At 57.3% G+C, this 17287-nt stretch carries 17 protein-coding genes; 14 read left to right on the forward strand and 3 right to left on the reverse strand.

All coding sequences use genetic code 11. The features are described 5' to 3' along the window. Window positions 1-274 precede the first annotated feature (274 nt). The gene (locus GGR27_RS16160) at window positions 275-3286 is read right to left on the reverse strand and encodes a M1 family metallopeptidase (RefSeq protein WP_168039216.1); all 3012 of its coding nucleotides are present in this window, start codon (window positions 3284-3286) and stop codon (window positions 275-277) included. Between the two features lie 186 nt (window positions 3287-3472). Between GGR27_RS16160 and GGR27_RS16165 the strand changes: the two genes are divergently transcribed. From GGR27_RS16165 to GGR27_RS16175, 3 genes are all read left to right on the forward strand, one after another. Beyond that, window positions 3473-4999: a trypsin-like peptidase domain-containing protein gene (locus GGR27_RS16165; protein WP_168039218.1), complete on the forward strand. Its 1527-nt coding sequence runs from the start codon at window positions 3473-3475 to the stop codon at window positions 4997-4999. A gap of 122 nt (window positions 5000-5121) precedes the next feature. Continuing rightward, the gene (locus GGR27_RS16170; RefSeq protein WP_168039220.1) at window positions 5122-5598 is read left to right on the forward strand and encodes a GlcG/HbpS family heme-binding protein; all 477 of its coding nucleotides are present in this window, start codon (window positions 5122-5124) and stop codon (window positions 5596-5598) included. Window positions 5599-5791: 193 nt separating this feature from the next. After that, complete coding sequence (locus tag GGR27_RS16175) at window positions 5792-6262, forward strand: DUF2141 domain-containing protein (RefSeq protein ID WP_168039222.1); 471 nt, start codon at window positions 5792-5794, stop codon at window positions 6260-6262. A gap of 190 nt (window positions 6263-6452) precedes the next feature. On the opposite strand, the gene GGR27_RS16180 is transcribed toward GGR27_RS16175, so the two are convergent. Further along, entirely contained in the window at window positions 6453-6986 is a 534-nt protein-coding gene (locus GGR27_RS16180) for a flavin reductase family protein (RefSeq protein WP_168039224.1), read from the reverse strand. 237 nt (window positions 6987-7223) lie between these two features. Here GGR27_RS16180 and GGR27_RS16185 point away from each other — a divergent pair, with 237 nt between their 5' ends. The 4 genes from GGR27_RS16185 (at window position 7224) to GGR27_RS16200 (ending at window position 10961) form a co-directional block, all read left to right on the forward strand. Further along, window positions 7224-7982: an MbnP family protein gene (locus GGR27_RS16185; RefSeq protein WP_168039226.1), complete on the forward strand. Its 759-nt coding sequence runs from the start codon at window positions 7224-7226 to the stop codon at window positions 7980-7982. Between the two features lie 11 nt (window positions 7983-7993). Next, window positions 7994-9070 (forward strand): cytochrome-c peroxidase, encoded by a 1077-nt coding sequence (locus GGR27_RS16190; protein WP_245184708.1) that lies wholly within the window; start codon window positions 7994-7996, stop codon window positions 9068-9070. Then, window positions 9070-10215: a cytochrome-c peroxidase gene (locus tag GGR27_RS16195; protein ID WP_168039228.1), complete on the forward strand. Its 1146-nt coding sequence runs from the start codon at window positions 9070-9072 to the stop codon at window positions 10213-10215. The genes GGR27_RS16190 and GGR27_RS16195 overlap by 1 nt, the downstream gene beginning before the upstream one ends. A gap of 278 nt (window positions 10216-10493) precedes the next feature. Beyond that, window positions 10494-10961: a hypothetical protein gene (locus tag GGR27_RS16200; protein WP_168039230.1), complete on the forward strand. Its 468-nt coding sequence runs from the start codon at window positions 10494-10496 to the stop codon at window positions 10959-10961. Window positions 10962-11343: 382 nt separating this feature from the next. Here GGR27_RS16200 and GGR27_RS16205 read toward each other — a convergent pair whose 3' ends face one another. Next, window positions 11344-11769, reverse strand: coding sequence for an NUDIX domain-containing protein (locus tag GGR27_RS16205; protein ID WP_168039232.1), 426 nt, complete (start codon window positions 11767-11769; stop codon window positions 11344-11346). A 264-nt stretch (window positions 11770-12033) separates the two neighbouring features. Between GGR27_RS16205 and GGR27_RS16210 the strand changes: the two genes are divergently transcribed. The 7 genes from GGR27_RS16210 to crcB all read left to right on the forward strand — a co-directional run bounded on the left by GGR27_RS16210 (window position 12034) and on the right by crcB (window position 17277). Next, window positions 12034-13119, forward strand: coding sequence for a PLP-dependent cysteine synthase family protein (locus GGR27_RS16210; protein WP_168039234.1), 1086 nt, complete (start codon window positions 12034-12036; stop codon window positions 13117-13119). A gap of 124 nt (window positions 13120-13243) precedes the next feature. Further along, entirely contained in the window at window positions 13244-13900 is a 657-nt protein-coding gene (locus GGR27_RS16215) for a sterol desaturase family protein (protein WP_168039236.1), read from the forward strand. Between the two features lie 26 nt (window positions 13901-13926). Further along, window positions 13927-14250 (forward strand): MGMT family protein, encoded by a 324-nt coding sequence (locus GGR27_RS16220; RefSeq protein ID WP_168039237.1) that lies wholly within the window; start codon window positions 13927-13929, stop codon window positions 14248-14250. Beyond that, complete coding sequence (gene tsaB, locus GGR27_RS16225; RefSeq protein ID WP_168039239.1) at window positions 14247-15002, forward strand: tRNA (adenosine(37)-N6)-threonylcarbamoyltransferase complex dimerization subunit type 1 TsaB; 756 nt, start codon at window positions 14247-14249, stop codon at window positions 15000-15002. The genes GGR27_RS16220 and tsaB overlap by 4 nt, the downstream gene beginning before the upstream one ends. Then, window positions 15002-15760 carry a tRNA pseudouridine(38-40) synthase TruA gene (gene truA / locus GGR27_RS16230; protein ID WP_168039241.1) on the forward strand — a complete coding sequence of 253 codons (759 nt, stop codon included), beginning with the start codon at window positions 15002-15004 and terminating at the stop codon, window positions 15758-15760. Before tsaB ends, truA begins: the two co-directional genes overlap by 1 nt. A gap of 51 nt (window positions 15761-15811) precedes the next feature. Then, window positions 15812-16909 (forward strand): MraY family glycosyltransferase, encoded by a 1098-nt coding sequence (locus GGR27_RS16235; protein WP_168039243.1) that lies wholly within the window; start codon window positions 15812-15814, stop codon window positions 16907-16909. Beyond that, on the forward strand, window positions 16909-17277 hold the full coding sequence (gene crcB / locus GGR27_RS16240) for a fluoride efflux transporter CrcB (protein ID WP_168039245.1): 369 nt from the start codon (window positions 16909-16911) through the stop codon (window positions 17275-17277). The genes GGR27_RS16235 and crcB overlap by 1 nt, the downstream gene beginning before the upstream one ends. Window positions 17278-17287 lie beyond the last annotated feature (10 nt).

Raw genomic sequence — 17287 nt, forward strand, 5'->3', positions numbered from 1 at the left:
ACTGCCCCCGCGTCAACGAAATGTATAAATTATAACCACCCGAAATGTCATCTGTTCAGACCACGCCTTGTTAGCAACCACACATTAACCGATAAACACCGTCACCCACCGGCAAGGCTCGAGAAAGTACTATTTGGAGTAGTGTCTCGAAGCTGATTGCGGGTTGGTGGGAGAATGAGTAAATCGCTCGCCAACTATTACTCACGGGCTGGATTAGGTTAAAGAGTAAAGACCTCAGACCAAAGACCAAAGACCTGGGTTCCAGCCCCCAGCCCTAAAGAATCCCATCCACCCATTTCCAAGGCAACCACCCGTCTAACTGTAGCCGCACGCTAAGTCCTGACAACAACCCGCCCCGTTGGTCCAGTAGATTTCTTGTGTCCGGGTCCGCAACCAGGGGCAAAAATACACCCACCCGATTATCCAATAACGTTAGGGAGGCTCCGCCTACCCAGCTAAATCTCCCCGTAGCAGGGTCGGAACTTAACGCACGAAAGCCATAGTAGCCCGCGTCGAGAAATACACCGAGCGGGATCGGAAGCTTGCCGAACGGCAGGTCGACGTCCAGGTTAGTCGCCACCATGTAGTTGTTGCTCTTGAACGCCGGGAATTGAGAGCTGATCGGGGCCCGGAAGCCGCCCTGCCGCCGCCCGAGTTGCTGGTCCGCCCAGTCGTTCTGGTCGGGGTTGACGTTGCGGCCCAGGTAGAGCCCGTCGCGCCGGTAGTCACTGTCGGCATTGTCGACGAGGGAAAGGGCGGATTCGGGGTAGAAAGCGCGGTCGCGCAGCTCGTTCTGGATGAAATAGGCGCAGAAAACGCGGTACCGGAAGAAGTTACCCGCCTCGTACTGGAAGGCGCCTTCCACCGTCCCGTCGAGCCGCAAATGACTGGCTTCGAAAGCTTCCGACTGGCCGTCGTCCCGGTTTTTGTACTCCAGCGTCAATGCGTAGGCGAACGGGTTGATCTCTCGCTCAGTACGGCTCTCGAAGCCCAGGCGGATGAATAAATTAGCTTCGTCCCGCGTGCCCACTATTTGCGTGACGGTGTCGATGCGGGCAAACGCAGGGCGGTTTTTGTTGAGGTAAATGCCCTGGATAAAGGCTTTGGTTTTGCGTTCGGTGATCGGTGGATTATCGAAGTAAAATTCCACTTTGGCCGCCGTGCGCGCGTAACCGTAAGCCTCGTCCGTGCGTGCCAGGGTGAAGTCGCTCCACCGCTGCGTGCCAGCACTGAGCATCACTTGCCGAACGCCGCTGAAGGGACGTAGCAGCCGGTAGCGCGCGCCACCGAATCCGTTCACTTCACCGCTTGAAAAGCCGTAGAGTGGGGCAATCATCCATTCGAAAGGCTGCGGCAATAACGTCCGGTTGTGGAGGGCGACACCGGCCTGAAAACCGTCGTGGATGTTGTAGCCGAGCAGGGGTAGCGCGAAGAGCGGCAGTTTCTCCGCATCCCCCGTTCCGATGCCGAAGCGGAACACGGGTTTGCGCGTGCCGGATGCGTTGTTGTGCGCGTATAAATCGAGCGGGTTGGCGGCTTCCGGGAGGGTAGCTTTCGTCCCTTCGCCCCCGTCCGCTTGCTTCTCCGGTATTTCCCCCGGCACCTGCGTCCGCGCCAATTTAGTGCCATCCCCTAGTTCGATTTGCGCGGTCGCGGGTGCCGGGCGGTCGCCGGAATGAGCGAGGTTAATTTGGCCGTTCCGCACGGAATTCACCTTCCAGTCGGACGTCTTGGTCGTCAGCATGGCGTCGGCCAGCCAGGGAGAAATCTCGCTACCCAGCTCGGCTTCCATCACCCGGAAAAAGTCATCTGGCTGCGGGTGTTTGAACCGCCACTGGCGGTAGTATTTCCGCATGGCCGCGTCCACCTTGTCGGCGCCGACGAAGGCTTCCAGTTCACTGAGCGCCATGGCCGGTTTGCTGTAAGCCTGGATCCAGTAATTCCACTGGCTGAGCGAATCCGCGTTGGTATTCGGAGCCTGATCGCGACCTTGCCGGGCCAGGTACCGATAACCCGTCCGGCCGAGGTCGAGCGAGCCGATGAACGGGACGTTGGTCTGCTCTTTTTCGTAATACGTATCCATGTACCGCCCCTCGTAGTAGGAGTTCAGGCCTTCGTCCATCCACGGGCTATCTCGCTCGTTGCTGCCCAGGATGCCGTAGAACCAGTTGTGGCCAACTTCGTGGGTGAGCACCTCGTCCAGGGAACGCGCGGAATAACTCAAACCGATAACGGTAATCATCGGGTACTCCATGCCGCCGCCCGCGGAAAGCGCCGACTGCACGCCGGTGACTTGCGGGTACGGATAAGTACCTACCTTGTCGGAATAGAAGCGGACCGCCCGTTTCAGGTACTCCGTGCTCCGCGCCCAGAGCGCCGCTTCCGTCTCGGTGTACATGGACCAAACGTTGATTGGCTCCGGTGCTCCCGCTAGTTGTAAAGTGTCGTGCAGGACTTTGAACCGCTTGTCCGCAAACCACGCAAAATCGTGGACCCGCTCGGCGGTGAAGGTGATGGTTTTCGTGCTCGCTGAAGAGGCTGGAAAAGGTTCTTCGCCGGTGCCGACGGTGACGGCGCGGGTAACTAAATTCTTGCGATTCGTAGCTGCTTTTTCGAGTAGCCACTCCCGCTCTGAGGCCTCTTCGAGGATACCCGTCGCGCCCACGACGTAGTTTTCCGGGAGGGTGATCGCCACTTTGAACGAGCCGAACTCGCTATAAAATTCCCCCTGGTCGAGGTAAGGCATGGCGTGCCAACCGTCGGTATCGTACACGGCCGGTTTGGGGTACCACTGTGTGACCTGGTAGCTTTCCCCCACGTGCCCGAGGCGGGAGTAGCTATTTGGAACGTCCACCCGGAAGGGCGTGCGGATGGTGATCGTGCCGCCCGGTGCCAGGGGTTCCGGGAGCGTCAGGTAGACGATGTCGGGGTGGCTAGCGTCGGCCTGGTGGCGTGCTGGGTTCCCGTCAACGGTAAAGTTGAGGCCATCTAGCTCCCCCCAGTTGTCCGAATCATCGAAGTAGAATTCCGTATCCCCGTTCCGCAGCTTCTGCTTGGCGAACGCCGTGGTAGTGCTGCTGAATGCGTTTGGCCAGACGTGAAAGGGGATGCGCGTTAGTTGGTCCGGGGAGTTATTTGTGTAGCCCAGCGTGAGCTGCCCTAGTAACTCATGGGTTCGGTCGTTCAGGCTAACGGAAATGTCGTAGTCTACTTCCTGCTGGAAGTACTCCTGGGCGGGGAGCAGGCTGGTGCAGCAGAAGAGGGAGAGGAGGAGGAGTGACCGCATCGGGGATGGTTTTGGGCGGGGCAAAAGTAAGGCGGCGGACGAGTAGTGTCGCTACGTGGTTAACCTGCGTTAATCAAGGTTAAGCCATCCAACTAAATCGGCTCCGCGTTCGTCTATTAACTACGGAACCAAACGAATTCAATTCGGGTCCGCTTTCCATTTTAACAGCGCATCAAAATTACTTACGTGAAAAAGATTCTCTTTATCCTGCTGGCCGCCATCGTTGGTGGGCTGGCCGCCCTCGGCGGGGCGCAATTTCTCGGCCTCAACCAGACCGTCAAGTACGTTGACGTCCCCGCCAACCAAAAAACTAATTTCGCCCGTTACGCCGATACTTCTACGTCGACGGGTGCCGTCGCTCCGAACGCCGGTTTTTCCGTAGCCGCCGAGAAAACGCTCCCGGCCGTCGTGCACATCAAGGCCAGTAAGCGCGCAACCGCCGGCCGTAGTGGCGGTAATCCGCACGAAGGCATCGACCCTCGGCTCATTCCGCCCGGTCTGCGCGACCTATTCGGTAACCCCGGTGGCGAGCGTGGTGGTGAAGAAAGACTGCAGCGGGGCTCCGGCTCCGGCGTCATCATCAGCGCCGACGGCTACATCGTCACGAATAACCACGTCGTGGAGGGGGCGGAGAACTTGGAAGTCGACCTCAACGATCAGCAAACCTACCAGGCTGAAGTGATCGGCGTGGACCCTACGACGGACATCGCCCTCATCAAGATCGACGCGAAAAACCTACCCACCGTGCAGTTCGCCGACAGCGACCTGCTCAAAGTGGGCGACTGGGTCGTTGCCGTCGGTAATCCCTTCAGCCTGACGAGCACGGTTACCGCTGGCATCGTTTCCGCTAAAGGCCGGAGCATCGACATCGTCCGCCGTAGCGGTGGCGAGTTGGCCATCGAGTCTTTCATCCAGACGGATGCCGTCGTTAACCCGGGTAATTCCGGTGGCGCGCTCGTCGACATCAACGGCAATCTGGTGGGGATCAATACGGCCATTTCCAGCCCAACCGGTGTTTTTGCCGGGTACAGTTTTGCCGTGCCTTCCGCTATCGTCAAAAAAGTGACCGAGGACCTGCGCGAATTTGGCGTCGTTCAACGTGGGTTGCTGGGTGCGCGCATCCAGGAGCTAAATACTGCTTTTGCTAAGGAGCGCGGCATCGACCGCGACAACGGCGTCTACGTAAGTGAAGTTACCGAAGGAAGTGCCGCCAAAGAGGCGGGGCTCCGGGAAGGGGACGTCATCCTGAGTGTCGATGGCATTAGTACCCTCCGCAATAGTGAACTCCTGGAACAACTCGGCCGCCGCCGACCCGGCGACGAAGTCACGCTGAGCTACGAACGCGCCGGCCGCGCGCTGACCACCGTTGCACGCCTGAAGAATACGGACGGCGGCTCGGGCGTAGTGGCCGTAGCCCAGAAACCCGCGTCCACGACTAAGTTCGGGGCGAGCTTTTATGAACTTAACGAAAGTCAGTCCAACGATTTTGGCCTCGACGGTGGCGTTGTGATCAGAGACCTGAGCGGTGGATTACTTTCCGAACAGACCCGCATCCGGCCGACGTTCATTATCACTAAAGTTAACGGTACCGTCGTCGGTAGTGTCGAGAAGCTTACCAGTTTGCTCGACCGGGCTACCGGCGCCGTATCGCTGGAGGGTGTTTACCCCGAAGACCCCGACCGCGTTGTTCGCTACGCTTTCGTGGTTGAGTAGAACTTTGTAAGCCTCTCCGTTCAATGACTGTTCTCCGTTGTGGAGGTGGCCGGCGTTGGTCGTTGAGCAGGGGGCGAGCTTATCCATTAATTTACATCTACCGTAGCAAATAATTTAGCGCTATGAAAAGCTTATTTCTAATTTTATCCATATTCGTTACAAGTATGACAAACGCACAGACGAACTCTACACAACGACCGATCCTTACGGACGTAATGGTCAATAAAATAATGCAAGCCGCACACGCCGAAGCTGAGAAGGACGGCCTGTTAGTCACCATCACCGTGGTCGATAGATCGGGGCAGACGCTTGCCGTACTGCGCCATCACGATGCCGGAGTACACACGTTACGTTCCAGTTATAAAAAAGCTTACACGGCCTGCTCTCAAAAACGTGAAACGGCCGAAATAGCCCAGGGAATTAAAGACGGGTCCATTTCAAAAGAATTCCCCTCCTTAGCTGAAGACATAATTGCCATGGATGGAGGAGTTCCTATCGTCGTCGACGGCGTAGTCGTTGGTGGCATCGGAGTCGGTGGGGCTAAGGGTAGTGAAGATATTCGTATTGCTAAAGCCGGATTGGAGACGCTCAAACAGTAGTGTAGCGGATTAGACCTGGGAACGCCAGGACTGCTTAATTTCCCATTGCGTTGAGAGCTGGTAGAATACTTAGTGTGCGACCTGCGGATATTTGCGTCTGCGCACTATACTCCTGCCGATTATCGAGTGTGTGAGCGGATTCAGATGGGTTCCAGAACAACTATACATTTGTAGTCTACGTACCTAGTCCACCATGCGCAACCTGTTTCTATCTCTGAGTTTCTTGCTGTGCTGCACGGCGATGTCCGGGGCACACCGTGAACGCGTCAACCCGGCTGCTGACCCTCCCACTACGCGCACCATCCACCTCAGGGTGTCCAATGTAAAAGTGGCCCGGGGCATGATCTGGGTGGGTATTTACGAGGGAGACCACGACTTTATGGACCGGGAAAAGGCCCGCATCATCGGCGTCAACGTTGAAGCGGCCGGTGATAATTATCTGGAGCTACCGGACATGGTGGTGAATCAAGAATACGCGCTGGCCGTGTTTCACGACGTGGACAACGACGGAGACATGAATCGCAACTGGCTGGGGTTGCCGAGTGAGCCGTGGGCGTTTACGGGGGAGGCAAAGACCAGACTCCGGTTGCCTACTTTCAGCGAGGTAAAATTCCGGGTTACGGAAAGCTTGGGCTTGACTTCTTTGAGCCTGAGAATGTATTAGTGCCGTCGCAAACGGACACAATCAAAAAGCCGGCAACCAATCGTGAGATTGGCTGCCGGCTTTCAAGTTTTAGGGTCAGTTATTTAGCTGATGGATTTCCGAAGCGTTTGACCACTTCCGGGTTACCCTTCCGTCAATAATCGGGAGGCATGACTGGAGGAGTTTACCAAATTCGTAACTAACCAGGAAACTACTTCCGGGGCGAGGTGCCGGCGTACTCGTAGTTCACCTCGCGCTCCGTGATGGGGTCACCACCCGACGTGAAGGCATGCTTGATGCGGCCGACGAAGAGTAGGTGATCACCGTCGGTGGTCAGGGCGTCTTCGAGCGTACATTCCAGCGTGGCGACGCCGCAGTCGAGGAGGGGCGCACCGGTTTTGCCTTCTTTGTAGGAGACTCCGTTCACCTTGTTGTCGGAATAGTCGACTTTACTGTCCTCAGCAAATTTTTTGATGAGTTCCTTCTCGTCCTTACCGATGACGGTGAGGGAAAAGACCTGGCTTTTCTGGATCGTCTCGTTCAGGTCACTGTCCTTTTGGATCGCGACGGTGATCAGGGGCGGCTCGAAACTGGACTGCGTGGCCCAGCTGACGGTGCCGGCGCTGACCCAGTCTTCTTTGCGCGTTTTCAGGTCGGAGGCGTCGGCCCGGGTGGCTAAGATATAGTAGCCGTAGGAGAGTTGGTGGAGTGCCTTGTTGAGGGTTTCTTTAGCTTGGTCGGCCATAATTGTTTGGGGTTGTGTGTACTGATATACGTGATGAAGCAACGGGGTTTCTGGCGTTCTTGTTCATCCGTTAATGATGGGCTTGATCACGGCATTGTCCGTCGCTTAACAAATCTTTGCGGTGGAAAGCACGTTATTTGGAGGAGGAAATTTGCCCCTTATCACCGCCCCACCCAATTACCCTGCTTCAACGCCCGCGCAAACTGCTTGCCCTTTTAACCCCCCGAAAAATCTATCATGAAGTACCTCTCCGCTGCTTTTCTATTACTCGCGTTGCTGTTTGTGTCCTGCGAAGACGACGAAGATCCCTTCACGGATGGCGAGGTGGAACTACAAATGAACTTCACGGGCGATTTCGACGGGCGTGACCTCATGGTACAGAGTGAAGCCTACGCCTACCCCGGGGGGGGGCAACTGAAGTTTCAGTTATTCCAGTACTACGTTTCCGACTTGCAACTAGTCCCGGCGGACGGCGGCGATCCGGTCATCCTGAGTGAGATCGAGTTGATTCGCTACGCGTCCGCCACCGAAGACAACGTCGAATCCCGCACCTTTACCGTCCCTTCCGGCGACTACTCCGCCGTCCGCTTCGGCCTCGGCGTGAAGCCCGCGCTGAACAACACCGACCCGAACAACTTCTCGGCGAACGACCCACTGAACGAAAACGAATTCTGGAACGCCAATGCCCGCTACGTTTTCGCAAAGATCGAAGCTAATGCGGATCTGGAGGGTGACGACATTTTCGACGCGCCCGTCACCATCCACATGGGCAGCGACGCGCTCTACCGCACCGTCACGCTGAGCCAGGACGTGTCCTTCCGCCCCGGCACCGACGCCGAACTCACCGTGGTTGCCGACATTTTCCAGGCGTTCGGCGGGAACAGCGACACCTACGACCTCACCGTACCCGCCAACCGCCGCGTGCACGGGGGTAATCAGAATGTTGCCGCCGGTGTTTTCAACCGCCTGGCCGAGCAGTTCAAACTGACCCGGTAAATCAACGAAGTATGCGTACGCTGCTCGGGTTTTGTTTGCTGTGGACGGCGCTGGGGTGTACCGACCCCGGCCCGGAGCGTCTGGCCCTTGCGGAACCCGCTGCTTTTGCAAGTATGATCCTTCCCGACGATAACCCGACCACCAAGGAGGGGCTAGCGTTGGGCCGCCGACTATTCTTCGATCCGATCCTATCGGCTGATTCGACCGTCAGTTGCGGAACTTGCCACGAACCCGCCAGAGCGTTTGCGGACGGCAAGTCGCTCAGCGTCGGTCTCGGTGGGCGGACGGGCCGCCGCAACAGCCCCGGGCTCGCGAACGTCGGCTACCTACACCAAACCCTGTTTTGGGACGGCCGCGCCGCCGATCTGGAAAGCCAGGCGCTTCACCCCATCGCCGACCAGCACGAAATGGGTGGTAGCTGGCCGGCCGTCATCAGTAAGCTCCGGCGGCACCCTGCTTACGGTCCGGCGTTCCTGGACGCCTTCGCACTGGACGAACTCCGCCAGCTTAATCCCGACCACGTCGGTAAGGCGCTCGCGCAATTTCAACGCTCGCTCATTTCAGCGGACAGCAAATACGACCGGGTCGTGCGGGGTGACGCGGCGTACACGGAGAGCGAAGCCCTCGGCGCCGCCATTTTTTTCGACCTGGGCGACCAACCGGAAGAGATAAAATGGTTTGGCAGAATCCCCACCGGCGAGTGCGCCCACTGCCACACCGCTCCGCACTTCACCAACCAGCGATTCTTCAATAATGGGTTGGATGAGCAGTTGGACGTGGCGGCTTTCAGGGATAAGGGGCGGGGAGCGGTCACCGGAAGCAAATACGACAACGGCCTGTTCAAAGTCCCCGGCCTGCGCAACGTAGCGTTGACCGGTCCCTACATGCACGACGGCCGGATGGCGACGCTCGCCGCGGTCGTCGATCACTACGACCGTGGGGGTCACTACGCCGAAAATCGTAGCGCCAACGTAATGCCGTTGCTGTTAACGGGCCGTCAAAAGACCGCTTTAGTCGACTTCCTGCACACCCTTACCGACACTTCGTTTGTTAATAACCCGGACCACCGACCCCTGAACTCAAAATAATGCCCTACCGGATTCTCTTCCTGCTCGTTTCCCTGTCGCTCGCGTCGCTGAGCGCCTGCGGCCCCGATCCGGAAGACGACGCGCAGCCGGTCTGCCCGGAATGCCCCGGCGAACCGACGGATCCCCTAATTACCGGCCCGTCGGTGGCAACCGATTACGAGTTGGAAATTGCCGAATACATGCCCCGCCCAATCCTGGACGAGGACAACCCCCTCACTCGGGAAGGAATCGAGTTGGGGCGCCGGCTGTTCTACGACAAAATTATGGGCCGCGACAGCGCCTTCGCCTGCGCTGATTGTCACCGGCAGGAACGCGCCTTTACGGACGGTCGCACGCTGGCCGTGGGCGTGGATGGTCGGGAAGGGCGGCGCAATGCCATGTCGCTCGTCAACCTGGTGTTCAACGGTAGTGGCTTTAACTGGGACGGCAGTTCCGTTAAGCTCTGGGAACAGGCCGTCCACCCCGTCGAAAACATGTTTGAGATGGACGAAGACTGGGCGAACGTGCTGGAGCGGATTCGCGGCAGTGACGATTATCCACAACGGTTCCGGGCGACTTACGGCATCGACCGACGCAGCGAGATCACGCAGGAGCTGGTCGTCAAGGCAATCGCTCAGTTCGAGAGCACCATTATTTCGGCGGACAGCCACTTCGACCGCGTCTTCTTCAAAAACACCGAGTTCTTTACCGAAGAGGAGCAACTGGGGGCGGATAGTTTATTCTTCGTGGAGAACGTGCCCGTGGGCGCGCTCCACCCGGGTTGCGGCCACTGCCATAACGCACCTTCCTTCGGCGACAATCGCTTTAAGAATAACGGACTGGACGACGTGGCTAGTTTGGATGATTTTCGGGACAAAGGGTTCGGGGCCGTCTCCGGCAGCAAGTTCGACAACGGAAAGTTCAGAACCCCGACCCTACGCAACATCGCCCTCACGGCGCCCTACATGCACGATGGCCGGTTTACTACGTTAGCGGAAGTCGTGGAGCATTACGCGGACGGGGGGCACGGGGTGGAAAATGAGGACCCCAACATCACCGGCTTTCCCCTAACGGAGCGAAAGAAGCGTGCGCTGGTTGCTTTCCTTAATTCCCTGACGGACGAAGGTTTACTGACGGATCCTAGGTTTTCCGACCCTTTTGAATAGGCTTACGTAGTTCGGATCACGGTAGGTTTTATTGAACGCAATACTGCGTGGCAATGCGAGAACCCGTCCAGCTTAAACGCATATTTAACTTCCGTCGAATAACCTGGCGCGGTCGCGGGTGCAAGGTTTTGGGAGAAGGGAGCAGTGGTTTTTTGCTACGCCCCGGAAGTTACTAGTGAAGAAATCTTAGTTAATACGCCCTTTCCAGCTTGGCTACCCACCCAAATCATTTCGTTTTGCGTCTTCAACAAGTATTTTAATTCACGCGTTACTCCGCCATGCCCCTGCTTCTTTTCGCCGTGCTCCTCTCTTTATTACCCGGTTCGCCCGCTGACTTGCGGGATACCCAGTACGCCAAATTAGATGGCCTGTGGGAGGGGCACATGATCGTCGGTGGCCTCGCCGGAACCCAGCGCCTACCCATGCAACTCTACTTAAAGACGAAGGGGCGCAGGGTCGAAGGGCGCAGTTACGTGCAGTTGCCCGACGGCACCACCCTGCGGATGGACCTACTGGGTTCTTTTTTTCGCGACGGCTCAATCGAGCTCAGGGAAGTCGCTTTCGCCGGTGACTCGACGAACGAACTGATGCCCGAATTCAACCGGCAGTATCAAATCCTCCTGAGCGATGACATTTGGAACCCCGTGCTGAATGGCTACTGGCAGGAAGTGACGAAGGACGTGTTCAAGAAAGGCCGGCGTTTGGGGCGGATGGAACTCGCCCGCCGCAACGCGGACGGCGCGTGATGTATTTTGGGGTCTTACGGGGTATGATGTCCCGTCGTTTTGGAATTGTCGCAGCGGATGATTTACGGTCAGCTAAATAATCGGACAATATTATTGTAACATTTTGACGAGCGTAGTGAGCTGCCTCGTCTCCCCTCTACCTTTGGAGAGGGGCCGGGGGAGAGGGTTACAAGATGTCTGTTTAATATTGTCCAAGTACTTATTAGCTACGCCACCGCCACCGCCGATCATTGCGGCTCATGACGTCGGTAGTTGGAATTCTCAATGAGTGGAAGTCATTGCTAGCTTCGCCGATAGTTCGTGGTCACCGAAACACTACTGGAAGCCACTGCGGAACACAGGACTGCCGCGGCCCGTCAGGTGTGTAACCGATGGTCACCGTCTATTTCCGTAAGTGCGAGTAAATCAACCCAGCATTGTAAGCCTTCAGCACGTGCCGTACCGTCCCCGTCAGGTTTTTTGGCAATTCCTTAAGCGACCACCACTCCACGTTTTCGAATTTCTCCAACTCCTTGCTTTCCGGCGTTCCGTCATAGTGGTAGGCCCTGAAGTAGAGCACGATGCGGTGTTCCTTGGCGGACCGCTTGTGCAGCACGTGCACCAGCTCCAGGTCGTCTTCACTAAGTTCGATCCCCGCCTCTTCCTGGCTTTCCCGGATGAGGGTCTGGATGGCGAACTCCTTACGTTCGATCGTCCCGCCGATCAAAGAATAGTTGCCGCCGTTCGGCTTCGTTTGCTTGAGCAACAGCAGTTTGCCGTGGTCGTGGAGGAACAGGCGCGCTTTGAGGGAGACGGAAAATTTAGCCATGCTGTTAAGGTACTGCGGAAAGAAAAGGGCGGACCCGCCGGTTTTGGTTACTTTTGCGGGGTGGGCCGAGCTTGAACCCGATGAGCGCCGAAGATAGACCCTTCCGCACAACTTCGGGCATCACTACCACGGGCTACTGAAGTCCAGCGGGTCTGAGCGAATAGGGTAGCGGGCAAACCACCCGGCCCGAACTCCGACCGAGCATGTGACGTTTCCATCGTGCTTTTCGTCCCACGTTAAGGACTCAAAGAGAACCAACAATTTATGCGCTACGACAGTGTAATTGATACCATCGGTGGGACGCCCCTCGTGGCGCTCGACCGTATTTGCGGCGACCGCATTTCCGCCAAAGTTTACGGGAAGGTCGAAGCTTTTAACCCCGGCCAGTCCGCTAAGGACCGCGCGGCCAAGTACATGATCGAGCAGGCCGAACGGAAGGGGCGCATTCAGCCGGGCGCGACCATCATCGAAGCTACGAGTGGCAACACGGGTTATTCCATCGCCATGATTGCCGCCGTGAAGGGGTACAAGTGCATCCTGACCCTGACGGACAAGGCCGGCCCCGAAAAGGTTGCCTTGCTCAAGGCCCTCGGCGCGAAAATCGTGCTGTGCCCCAAAGACGCCGCGCCCGAATCGCCCGAGAGCTACTATTCCCGCGCCGAAGAACTCGCCGGCACGATACCCAACAGCATCTACCTGCGGCAGAACTGGAACCTCGATAACTCCGGCGCCCATTATCATTCCACCGGCCCGGAAATCTGGAACGACACGGACGGAAAAGTGACCCACTACGTCTGTTGCGCCGGCACGGGTGGCTCCCTCTCCGGCACGGCCCGGTACCTCAAGGAGAAGAACCCTGACGTCACGATTGTGGGCGTTGATGCTTACGGGTCCGTCCTAAAAAAGTACTGGCAGACGGGCGTCTTCGACACCGACGAAATTTTTAGCTGGAAAGTAGAAGGCCTCGGCAAAACGATCATCCCCGACAACATGGCTTTCGACCTGATCGACGAATTCATCAAAGTGGGTGACCGGGCCGCGGCCCTGCGCGTTCGCGAGCTGGCCCGTCGGGAAGGTTTGTTGCTCGGGTACAGTAGTGGCGCGGCGCTCGAAGCCGTTTTCGCCATGCGCAAGCAACTCACCAAAGACGACGTCGTCGTTGTGCTATTCCCCGACCACGGCAGCCGCTACCTCGGTAAAGTGTACAATGAAGAATGGATGCAGGAACAGGGTTACCTGACTTCCACCGGCGAGCCAGCCTCCTACAGCGTTAAGCACCTCCAACGGATGTACCGGGTCTACAAGCGGATGTACGGCCGAAAGATCAAACAAAAACTAAACCTGGTTTGAGTTACCCGGTTGTATGCCCTCACCCACGTGTCGTCCGCGCTTGACACCCCCGCCGAATGGCCCCAAGGCCTTATCTTCCCATCGGTACATTTACGCATCCCCCCCGCCTAAAGCACTAGACCTGATGGCTTCTTCCCCTAAATTCAAATCCAACGGTGAGTCACCGCCCATGTTTGAGAACAAGCTTCTCAACCGGCTCACCCAGACGCACATCGCTACGCCGATCGTTATTTTCGTCGTCTACGCAATCGGCCTACTCTGGTACACAGAAGTAGCCACTGACGTGAATACCCTGGCGGTCGTCGGGCTGTTTTTGCTCGGAACCCTCACCTTTACTTTTGCGGAGTACATCGTGCACCGCTGGGTGTACCACCCACCGCACGGGGCTTCGGAGAAGTACCAGGAAATTATGTACAACGCCCACGGGTTTCACCACGATTACCCGAAGGATAAGAAGCGGCTGGCGATGCCGCCCGTGCTGGCCGTTGTGGTGTCCACCGTTTTACTCTACTTTTTTCAGCTGATCCTGGGAGACTTTTCGTTTTCTTTCCTGGCTGGGTTCGTAGTGGGCTACGCACTTTATCTCGTGGTGCACTACACCGTCCACATGTACGCCCCCCCCAAGAACTTTCTCAAAGCGCTGTGGGTCAACCACGCCCTGCACCACTACAGTAAGGAAGATGTCCTGTACGGCGTATCCCAGCCGCTCTGGGATTACGTGTTCGGCACCATGCCCAAGGCGAAGCAGGGCGGTAAGCGGGTGGTGGAAGTCGTTCGGTAAATAATTTTTGCCTTCAAATAAGCACCATGGCCGCCCAGTACATCACGGACGTGCACGACGTCGCCAGCTCCATCCCCCGTGGCCGCGTCACGACGTACGGCTCGATCGCGAGTTTTCTGACGCTCGGTAGCGCGCGCATGGTTGGGTGGGCCATGAATAAGTGCTTGCCGGGGGAGGAAGTGCCGGCGCACCGGGTGCTCAACCGGAAGGGAGAACTGAGTGGCCGTAACGCATTTAGCACACCCACGCTGATGCAGGAACGGCTGGAAGCGGAGGGCGTCTCCGTTACCGACAACAAGGTCGACAACTTCGCCGAACTATTCTGGAACCCCACCGAACTACTCGAATGATCCGTCTTTTACTGGAAACGGCTACCGATATTTGCTCCGTAGCCGTGGCACGGGGGGAGGTTATTCTGGCGGAACATACTGCTACGGAAGCCTTTCAGCATTCGTCACATCTGACGTTGTTTATTAAGCAAATTTTGAATGAAGCAGGATTGAAGCCAGCCGACTTGGACGAGGTGGTGCTGAGTGATGGCCCGGGGAGTTATACTTCTTTACGCGTCGGTGCCGCTACGGCCAAAGGGCTTTGTTTCGCGCTGCCGGGCCTGCGTTTGCGGACGGTGAGCGCACTGGCTGCCCTAAATTTGGTAGCCAGCAAGGAGGGGCCGGTACTGGCAACGCTGAATTCGCGTAAGAAGGAAGTTTTTGCCCGGCTTTTTGTGAACGGGGCGTCCCGACTAAGTGCGGGGCCAGCTGATGCGGCGCGGTCGCGGGTGCGGGGTAATGATGAAGGAGAACGGTTGTTGGGTCCCCACAATCTGCAATTATCCATTGAGGATTGGACCACTCCGTATCGGGAGTTAGTGGGTACTGAATTGATCACCGTCGTCGGCCCCGGTCAGTATAGGGTACAAGAATTTCTGGCCCAGAACGAAGAAGGTTTTACGTTCGCCGCTCCCGCTCATTGCTCCGCTACCCACCTCCTGGCACCCGCGACCGCGCCCAACTTGGCCCGCGAAGAGGACTTAGCAACCTACGAGCCTTTTTACCTAAACCCACCCTTCGTCACCAAGTCGAAGAAGAAACTGCTGGGCTAATGCGCTACGCTCTCGAATTAGCCTACAACGGCGCCAACTACGCCGGCTGGCAACGCCAACCGAACGCGCTCACCGTGGAGGAGGTGGTCGACACGGCCCTGAGCACGATCCTGGGCGAACCGATCAAAATTATCGGCTGCGGCAGAACGGACGCCGGCGTGCACGCCACCGATTACGTGGCCCATTTCGACTTTGACGGCACCGTCCCGCCCGCATTCAAGCGCCGTTACAACCGCTTCGTCGCTGACGATGTCGCCCTCCGTGGTCTCCACCGGGTGCCGGGCGACTTTCACGCCCGCTTCAGCGCGACCGCGCGGAGTTATACCTACCGGATGACCCTGGAGAAAGACCCCTTCCGGCCCACCACCGTGACGAGTTTGCCCCAGTTCGCCGGTGCGGACCAACAATTGATGCAGCGCGCCGCCCGGCTATTGCTGGAGTACAAAGCTTTCGCTCCTTTCTGCAAGGCGAACTCCGACGCCCACACGATGAATTGTGACCTGCGGCGGGCGGAGTGGGTTTTCGACGACCACGAGTGGACGTTCCACGTGGACGCCGACCGGTTCTTGCGGGGCATGATTAGGCTGGTGGTCGGAATGTGCCTGCGCGTTGGCACGGGAAAAGTTAAACTGGAAGACGTTAAGGCAGCGTTAGCCACGCAGACGGCGTTGAGGCAACCGTGGAGTGCCCCGGCAGCGGGGTTATTCCTGAGCTCCGTAACTTATGCGGGCCGATTCGACTGGCAAAACGTCGGTTAATCAAACGCGTCGTATTTTTGTGACGCGTATCTCATTAGAAACCCTTTAACAGTGCAACCTTACTTCAACCTGCTACTCAGCTTGCTGATGCCTCTCTCGCTCGTGGTCTCTCTCACCCCGTCCATCATTCATTTCGGAAAAAAGAAGGGATTAGTCGCCAAAGTCCGTGGCCGCAGTAGCCACGTCGACCCCACGCCGGTGGTGGGCGGGATTCCGATTATGATCGGGATACTGTTCTGTAGCCTGGTCCTGATGCCCCCGGGGATGTGGGGCTCGATCCAGTACATACTGGCCGCGCTCCTCATTGTGTTCATGGTGGGCCTGCGCGACGACATTGAAGAAATCACCCCGAAAATCAAAGTGATCGGGCAGGCCATCGCTATTTTGGCACTGATTACGAAGGGAGACGTCATGTTGCACAGTTTCTACGGGCTTTTTGGCCAGACTTGGGAGCTGCCCTACCTCGTCAGCGCGGTAATTTCGGGCTTCACGTTGTTGGTGATCAGCAATGCCTTTAACCTCATTGACGGCATCAACGGTTTAGCCGGCACGGTCGGTACGATTATCTGCTCCGCCTTCGGGGTTTGGTTCTATACCGTCGGGGAGATTCAGTTGGGGGTGCTTTCCATGGTGACGGCCGGTTCTCTCCTGGGCTTTCTGATGTTTAACATGGCTCCGGCCAAGACCTTTATGGGGGATTCCGGCTCGCTGGTGGTCGGGTTGATGATCGGGGTGTTGGCGATCAAGTTTATCGACATTTCGTCCACGGCGGAAATGTTGCCCCGTTACCAATTCAACAACCCCGTAGCGGTTTGTATCGCCATTCTCATCGTACCGCTCTTCGATACGATCAGGGTTTTTACCACCCGAATCGTGCGGGGTGTCAGCCCGTTCATGCCGGACCGGCGGCACATTCACCACCTGGTCATCGACTCGGGTTTCAACCACCTGGAGGGGACGACCATCATTGGCCTTTTCAATTTGCTGATCATCTCACTGGTCTTTTACCTGGACAACGTGCTGGGGCAGCATTACCTGATTGCGCTCGTGCTGGGCATCGCACTGTCGGTCACGTTTTTTCTGCACCGCAACGTGCGGCAGGTTAAATCGCAACGGCGGGGTAACCTACGTCTGGAAGGCGAGGCTTAATGGGCTGGTTACTGGTTTTCCTTGGTGGAGGTTTGGGGAGCCTAAGTCGGTACGGAATCGCACTTGCCCTGCCCACCACAGATTTGAGTGAAGGTGAACTGCCCTGGGCTACGCTGCTGGCTAACGTGATTGCTTGCCTGCTTTTGGGCTTAGGTCTGGCGCTTTTTAGCCGGGGGGTTCTTTCAAAAGAGCTTTCCTTACTTCTGCTTACGGGGTTCTGTGGTGGATTTTCTACTTTCTCTACGTTTAGCGCGGAGGCTTTCGGCCTTTACGAGGGTGGGCACTGGGTGGCGGCGGGTGTTTACCTCCTCGTGAGTTTGTTGGCGGGGGTGCTGGCGGTGATGGGGGGGCTTTACCTGTTACGGTAGTGGGAAGGCG

The sequence above is a fragment of the Neolewinella antarctica genome (genome assembly GCF_011927835.1).
GTDB lineage: Bacteria > Bacteroidota > Bacteroidia > Chitinophagales > Saprospiraceae > Neolewinella > Neolewinella antarctica.

Bases quoted from the DNA above. Each gene is read 5' to 3' on its own strand.
- GGR27_RS16195 (WP_168039228.1), top strand. From the start codon at position 9,070: ATGCCCTACCGGATTCTCTTCCTGCTCGTTTCCCTGTCGCTCGCGTCG.
- GGR27_RS16200 (WP_168039230.1), top strand. From the start codon at position 10,494: ATGCCCCTGCTTCTTTTCGCCGTGCTCCTCTCTTTATTACCCGGTTCG.
- GGR27_RS16160 (WP_168039216.1), bottom strand. From the start codon at position 3,286: ATGCGGTCACTCCTCCTCCTCTCCCTCTTCTGCTGCACCAGCCTGCTC.
- GGR27_RS16175 (WP_168039222.1), top strand. From the start codon at position 5,792: ATGCGCAACCTGTTTCTATCTCTGAGTTTCTTGCTGTGCTGCACGGCG.
- GGR27_RS16205 (WP_168039232.1), bottom strand. From the start codon at position 11,769: ATGGCTAAATTTTCCGTCTCCCTCAAAGCGCGCCTGTTCCTCCACGAC.
- tsaB (WP_168039239.1), top strand. From the start codon at position 14,247: ATGATCCGTCTTTTACTGGAAACGGCTACCGATATTTGCTCCGTAGCC.
- truA (WP_168039241.1), top strand. From the start codon at position 15,002: ATGCGCTACGCTCTCGAATTAGCCTACAACGGCGCCAACTACGCCGGC.
- GGR27_RS16180 (WP_168039224.1), bottom strand. From the start codon at position 6,986: ATGGCCGACCAAGCTAAAGAAACCCTCAACAAGGCACTCCACCAACTC.
- GGR27_RS16210 (WP_168039234.1), top strand. From the start codon at position 12,034: ATGCGCTACGACAGTGTAATTGATACCATCGGTGGGACGCCCCTCGTG.
- crcB (WP_168039245.1), top strand. From the start codon at position 16,909: ATGGGCTGGTTACTGGTTTTCCTTGGTGGAGGTTTGGGGAGCCTAAGT.
- GGR27_RS16170 (WP_168039220.1), top strand. From the start codon at position 5,122: ATGAAAAGCTTATTTCTAATTTTATCCATATTCGTTACAAGTATGACA.
- GGR27_RS16220 (WP_168039237.1), top strand. From the start codon at position 13,927: ATGGCCGCCCAGTACATCACGGACGTGCACGACGTCGCCAGCTCCATC.
- GGR27_RS16185 (WP_168039226.1), top strand. From the start codon at position 7,224: ATGAAGTACCTCTCCGCTGCTTTTCTATTACTCGCGTTGCTGTTTGTG.
- GGR27_RS16190 (WP_245184708.1), top strand. From the start codon at position 7,994: ATGCGTACGCTGCTCGGGTTTTGTTTGCTGTGGACGGCGCTGGGGTGT.
- GGR27_RS16215 (WP_168039236.1), top strand. From the start codon at position 13,244: ATGGCTTCTTCCCCTAAATTCAAATCCAACGGTGAGTCACCGCCCATG.